The sequence below is a fragment of the Asanoa iriomotensis genome (assembly GCF_016862515.1).
In the GTDB taxonomy this organism is placed as follows: domain Bacteria; phylum Actinomycetota; class Actinomycetes; order Mycobacteriales; family Micromonosporaceae; genus Asanoa; species Asanoa iriomotensis.
On the sequence record NZ_BONC01000086.1, the window covers coordinates 23888 to 30049 of the forward strand.

Annotated in this window: 5 protein-coding genes; all 5 read left to right on the top strand. The window is 71.7% G+C overall.

Annotated elements, in window-relative coordinates; translation table 11 throughout:
* The first annotated feature begins 41 nt into the window (after window positions 1–41).
* The 5 genes from Air01nite_RS36025 (at window position 42) to Air01nite_RS36045 (ending at window position 5852) form a co-directional block, all read left to right on the top strand.
* Window positions 42–1754 (top strand): RyR domain-containing protein, encoded by a 1713-nt coding sequence (locus tag Air01nite_RS36025; RefSeq protein ID WP_203707874.1) that lies wholly within the window; start codon window positions 42–44, stop codon window positions 1752–1754.
* An 8-nt stretch (window positions 1755–1762) separates the two neighbouring features.
* Complete coding sequence (locus Air01nite_RS36030) at window positions 1763–2230, top strand: hypothetical protein (RefSeq protein ID WP_203707875.1); 468 nt, start codon at window positions 1763–1765, stop codon at window positions 2228–2230.
* Window positions 2231–2290: 60 nt separating this feature from the next.
* Window positions 2291–2869: a LemA family protein gene (locus Air01nite_RS36035; RefSeq protein WP_239091207.1), complete on the top strand. Its 579-nt coding sequence runs from the start codon at window positions 2291–2293 to the stop codon at window positions 2867–2869.
* Between the two features lie 5 nt (window positions 2870–2874).
* Window positions 2875–4761, top strand: coding sequence for a DUF2207 family protein (locus Air01nite_RS36040; RefSeq protein ID WP_203707876.1), 1887 nt, complete (start codon window positions 2875–2877; stop codon window positions 4759–4761).
* A 674-nt stretch (window positions 4762–5435) separates the two neighbouring features.
* Window positions 5436–5852, top strand: coding sequence for a YfbO family protein (locus Air01nite_RS36045; RefSeq protein WP_203707877.1), 417 nt, complete (start codon window positions 5436–5438; stop codon window positions 5850–5852).
* The last annotated feature ends 310 nt before the right edge of the window (window positions 5853–6162 follow it).

The following is a 6162-nucleotide window of genomic DNA, read 5'->3' on the forward strand; positions in this document are numbered from 1 at the left end:
GGACGGTGAAGGTCGCCGATGCCGACCGTTAGCATGGGTCGATGGGGGGTCGCAGCGGTGGGTTCGCGGACGTGCGCCGTCCGCCGGTCGCGCCCGTCCTCTGGCTGACCTTCGCGATCCTCGCGGTGATCACTTTCGGCTGCGGGCTGATCGGGCTCGAGCAGTACCTGAGCCAGAACCCGGACCTCGGCTACAGCGACCACCCGCTGGACGTCCTCTACTACGCGCTCCAGCTCTTCGTGCTCGGCTCGCCCCCGCTCGACGGCGGCGGCCCGTTCCCGCCGATCCTCGACTTCGCCCGGTTCGCGGCCCCGACCGTCACCGCGTACGCGCTGATCGAGGCAAGTCGTCTGCTCTTCGCGTCGGAGATACGCAAGCTACAGGCCCGCACCGCGCGCGGGCACGTGATCGTCGTGGGCGACAACCTGGTCGCCACCACGCTCGCCCGGCGGCTGCGGCAGGCCGGCGACCAGGTGATCACCGTGCCGAGCCGGGCGACCGAGACCGCGCGGGTCACCGGCGCGGCCCGCGACCCCGACATCCTGCGGGCCGCCAGCGTGGGCCGCGCGCGGGCCGTCTACGCCTGCACCGACGACAGCGCCGCCAACACCGCCATCGCGCTCGCGGCGGCCCGGCCGCGGCGCAACGGTGCGACCCTCGCGGTGTACGCGCAGGTGGCCGACCCCGAGGTCTGCGCCGCCCTGCAGGCCCGGCTGCTCAGCGCGCCGCCGCGGCAGGGCACCCGGCTCGACTTCTTCAACATCGACGATCTCGCCGCCCGGCACCTGATCGCCCGCGAGCCGCTCGCCCTGCCCGGCGCCCGGCCGCCGACGATCGCGATCCTGGGCGCCACCGCGTTCGGCCGGGCGGTGCTGGTCGAGCTGGCCCGGCAGTGGCGCATCCGCGACCCCGCCGCCGAGCCGCTGCCGATCGAGATCGTCGACCCCGGCGCGACCGAGGCGGTCAACCACCTGACCGACCGCTACCCGTTCCTGACCAGGATCTGCAAGATCACGCCGCACGACGCCGGCCTCGACCGACTGCTGGCCACGCCGTCGGACGGTCCGGTGCCCGACCGGGTGTTCATCTGCTACGACGACGAGCAGCAGGCGCTCAAGGCCGCGCTCACCGCCGAGCAGGTCTGGCCCGGCGAGCCCGGGTCGGTGGTCGTCCGGCTCGACCGGCTGGCGAGCCTGCGGGAGGCGTTCGACGGCGGCGACCGGGTGCTCGACGAGCTGTCGGGCACGCTGCGGCTGTTCGGCGTGGTGCACGCGGCGTGCGACCCGGTGCTGATCGGCGACGACCTGGTCGAGCGGCTGGCCCGGGTGATCCACGAACGGTACGTGCTCGACCTGACCGGCCGTGGCGAGTCCGGTCCCGCGCTCGTGCCCTGGGACGACCTGCCCGACCGGCTGCGGCTGACCAACCGGGCGCAGGCCGAGGACGTCGGCCGCAAGCTGCGGGCGATCGGCTGCACGCTGTCGCCGCGGGTCGGTCCCGGGCGGGCGCACGCGCTCACCGAGGACGAGGTCGAGCGGCTGGCCGTGATGGAGCACGAACGCTGGCGCCGGGACCGCACGGCACAGGGCTGGCGGTTCGCCGCCGACCGCGATGACGAGCACAAGCTGCACCCGGCCATGGCCGCCTGGCCGGCGCTGCGCGACGAGATGCGTACCCGCAATCTCGATGAAATCCGCCAGTTGCCGGCTATTCTCGCGGATGCCGGCTTCCGGATCGTCCGGCTCCGTGCGTAGGAGGGCGCATGCGGATCGGGGTCACCGGGCACGTGCGGCTTGCGGAGGGGACCGCCGAGCTCGTGTATGCGGAGCTGAGCGCGACGCTCGCCGTCCGTGAGGGCCCCCTGCACGGCGTGACCTGCCTGGCGGACGGCGCTGACCAGCTCTTCGCGCGTGCGGTGGCCGCGCTGGGCGGGACGTTCGAGGTCGTGCTGCCGGCGGCCGACTACCGCGGCGAGGTCGACGACCTGCAGGCCTTCGACGATCTCCTGGGCAAGGCGGTCCGCGTGGACTACCTGCCGTATCCCCGGTCCGGGCCGGACGCCTATTTCGCCGCCAGCGAGGAACTGCTGCGCCGGGTCGACCACCTGGTCGCGGTCTGGGACGGCGCTCCGTCCGACGTGGTCAGCAGCACGGCCAACGTGGTCCGGGCCGCCCGCGCTCGGGGCCTGCCGGTTACGGTGATCTGGCCGGCTGGTGCACGGCGCGCCTGACTTCTGTCCGGTCGCCGACAGGTTTGCCTCTCGTTCATCGAATCGGGTTCACCATGCGCCATGAACCTCAGTCCAATGGTCATCGCGGTCATCGTGATCGCGGTAGTTGCCGTGCTGGTCCTGTTCTGGGCCATCCGCACGTTCAACGTCCTGGTCCGGCAGCGCAACCAGGTCCGGGCATCCTGGGCACAGATCGACGTGCAGCTCAAGCGCCGCCACGACCTGGTGCCCAACCTGGTCGAAACGGTCCGGGGGTACGCCGGCCACGAACGCGGGACGCTCGACGCGGTGGTGGCCGCGCGGGCGGGCGCGATGGCCGCCGGTGTCGACCCCTCGATCGACCGGCGCGCGGCCGCCGAGAACGCGCTGACGCAGACGCTGGGCCGGCTGTTCGCGCTCGCCGAGGCGTACCCGGATCTCAAGGCGAACCAGAACTTCCTCGCCCTCCAGAGCGAGTTGGCGAACACCGAGGACAAGATCGCGTACGCCCGGCAGTTCTACAACACGGCCGTGCAGGCGCTGGACAACACCGCACACTCGTTCCCCAGCCTGTTCGTGGCCGGCGCCACCGGGATCAAGCCGCCGGGCTACTTCCAGGCCTCGGGTGACGAGCAGGCCCCGGTCCAGGTCCGCTTCTAGCCTCGATGCCCACCAATCTCGCGATCGCCGTCGCCGTCGCCGTGCTGGCGACGGCGGCCTGGGCCGGGCTCTACGGCCTGATCCTCCTGTTCACCCGGTCGTCGGCACCGTCGCCGGCACCGGCCACGATGGACCTCGGCCCCGAACCCCCGGCCGTGGTCAACCTGCTTGCCAACCGCTGGACCCGGCCGGACGAGGACGCCGCCGAGGCGACCCTGCTCGACCTGGCCGGCCGGCGCTTCTACGAGATCCGGCAGCCCGGCGACGAGCCGGTGCACAGCACGATCCACCTGCCGTCGTCGCCACCGTCGGACGCCGGGCTGCTGCCGTTCGAGCAGCGACTGCTCTCCCGGATCCGCGCCGCCGCGGTGGGCGGGGTGGTCCCGCTGACCGCGCTGACCTTCCGCGACGCCGGCCAGGCACGCGGCTGGCGCCGGCGCTTCGACGCCGAGGTGGTCGCGCACGCCCGGCGGCTCGGCCTGTCCCGCCGCCGGATCAGCCCGGCCCAGATCGCGCTGCTGTCCGTTTCGGCACTCGTACCCTCGGTGGCGATCGGTTTCGCCCTGGCCCTGCAGATCGAGCGCACGGCGGCGCCGGAGGACAAGGGCGGCGGCTGGGCGGCCATGGTCATCGCGATCGTGGTCCTGATGTTCTCGTTCGGCCTGGTGGCCGGCCGCTACCGGGGCGAGCGGTCGACACCCGCGGGGCGCGAGGTCGCCGCCCGCTGGCTGGGTGTCCGCGACTGGCTGGCCGGCCACGACGCGTTCGCCGACCTGCCGCCGGCCGCGGTGATGGTCTGGGACCGCTATCTCGGGTACGGGGCCGCGGTGCACGTCGCGCACGCCGCCACCGCGGCGCTGGACCTCGGGATGGGCTCGAAGTACCTGGTCTGGTCGTCGTTCGGCGGCGAATGGCACCGGGTCAAGGTCCGCTACCCCCGGTTCTTCGACAGGTACGGCCAACGGACGGCGAAACTGGTCAAGGGCGGCGTGGCCCGCCTGGTCCTGGGCGGCATGCTGGTCGTGCTGACCCGCACCCTGCCCGACGTGGCGCCGGCCGAAATCGGCCCGCTGGACTCGTCGTGGGGCGGCAACGACATCTCGGCGGTCACGTCACCGACCCGCCTCGTCGCGGCCCTGCTGGCCGCGTTGTTCATCGTCTGGGGCCTCTACCGCCTCGTCCGCGCCGTGGTGGACCACTACACACCGGTCGAGATCACCGGCGAGGTGCTGTGGATCGCCGTCTGGCGCACGGCGTCGCAGGGCGAGGACAGCCCGTCGGTGCCGTGGCTGCACCACTACGCGCTCGACTCCGGAGGTTCCGACCGGACGGTCGCCTGGGGCCTGCCGTCGGAGTGGTCCAGCCGGTCGTCCCCGGGTGACGTGGTGCGGATCAGCGTGCGGCGGTGGTCGCGGCGGGTGGTCGCCCTGACGGTGTTGCGCGAGGGCGCCCGGTCGCTGCACGGCGGCTTCGACACGAGCGACAACACGGAGAACCTGGTGCTGGAGGCACTGGGCGAACGCAAGTCGGTCCCGGTCGCGGTCCGCAACCAGCCGGCGACCGCAGTGCTGACGGCCGAGGAGGTGGCGCGGGCGGTCGGCGCCCAGATCAAGGTCCGGGAAATAGGCCCGATCAACGGTTTGTACGAGACGCTGGACGGCAAACCGGTCGCCATGATCCAGATGCAGCGAGGCCCGATGGCCAAGATGTGGTGGGCGGCGGCGAAGCGCGGCACCCCGGTCCCGGGCATCGGCGACGAGGCCTTCATGTCGGAGACGGGCGGCGCCCTCCGCAAGGCCGACGCGGTCGTCATCCTGGTCCTCCACCGAGGCGGCCGCACCGCCGCGCCGCACCTACCGTGGCTCCTCGGCCAGGTCGCCACCCGCCTCTGACCGACCGCCGCGGCCGCCCCCCTCGTTGAGACGACGGCTGACTCACCCCCTCCATCATCTGCCCGGCGTCCGACACCCGACGGCGCCGGGCAGATGCGCGGTCGCCCGCTGACCCCATCGGCGAGAGTGACGCCGGCGGCGATCGCAGCGGCCCCCGCCGCCGCACCCACCGATCGTGGCTGCGTGGCCAGGTCACAACAGCGCTTGCGACCGATAACCATCGCGCGTCTACCGTGTGGTGCCGCAGCCGCCGGATGCACCTGCCCAGCTCAACCGCGTGGGGGTTCAAGTCCCCCCTCGATATGAACCCATACCCAACGCAGCTCAGAGCACCCGGCTCGTCAGCGAGTTGAACCCCCACGCCTCGGGCTTCGAGTCGGCTCCGAGCCATGGACGTGGAGGCCGCTGGACCAAGCCGTAACCCGTGGATGGCCAGCCAAGCCGCCCGCCGTGGGCGCGGCCGAGCCAGGAAAGCCCTCGACCGGATGGGTTGGCGCATCAAGGTTCATTCCACATCCGAGCCGTTCTATTGGGGAGCGGGAACCACGCTAGCCCGCCGCAGCGCGGTACACGATCCACCCGTGTCCAGCGCGGATTACCGGCACATACGCAGACCTTCACCCCCGTCGGCAAGGCACGCTGCTCACCTCGAGAGGGGCACTATGGTGGCGGGCATGGATCTGGACTGCCGGGACCGGCTGCTGCGCCGCATCGGGGACATCAACGACTTCGACCGCCCCCGCCCGTTGGTCACCATCGCTGAGTTCTTCGACGGCAACGACGACCCAGCCTCGATCGGATACAACCTGCCCGCAGGCCCGACGCCGGACCAATTCCACACGCTGCTATCCGGAATAGCGGGCCGGCCCGAGGTCGCCGACGTCCGCATCGAAGTAAAAGACCTGGAGAACCCGGACGGCTGGCCGGCCACGGATACGATCTGGATCATCACGACGGCGAGTCCCGAGACGGTACGCGCCTGGTTCCCCGATCATCTCGCACCAGACGACCTGGGTGTCGGGCTGAGCAACAGCGTCGAGCCCTTCCAGCCGCCACCCGGTACCCACGCGGTCTGGGCCTGGTACGACTAAATGAGCCGCAGGGACTGTGGTTAGCTCCTCTGTCAAGGCGTGGCGGTGAGCTCGGTTGTGAGGTCTTCGTGTAGGGCGGCGAAGACAACCGTTTGAGGACGCGTAGGGCTTCGGTGCCGCTGTCGCCGATTGCGTTGCGTCTGGCCATCATCTCTCCTTGGCCGCGGGATGCCAACGCGTTTGGGTCAACCCGATGCGGTGTATCGCCGCGTTGAGTTCGGCCGGATCGACGGCTGGGCCGACCTACGCGGGCTCTCCTACGCTGGGTCGGTGGGTCGCGAACTGGCCCGGACGGCGGGCGGTGACCGTC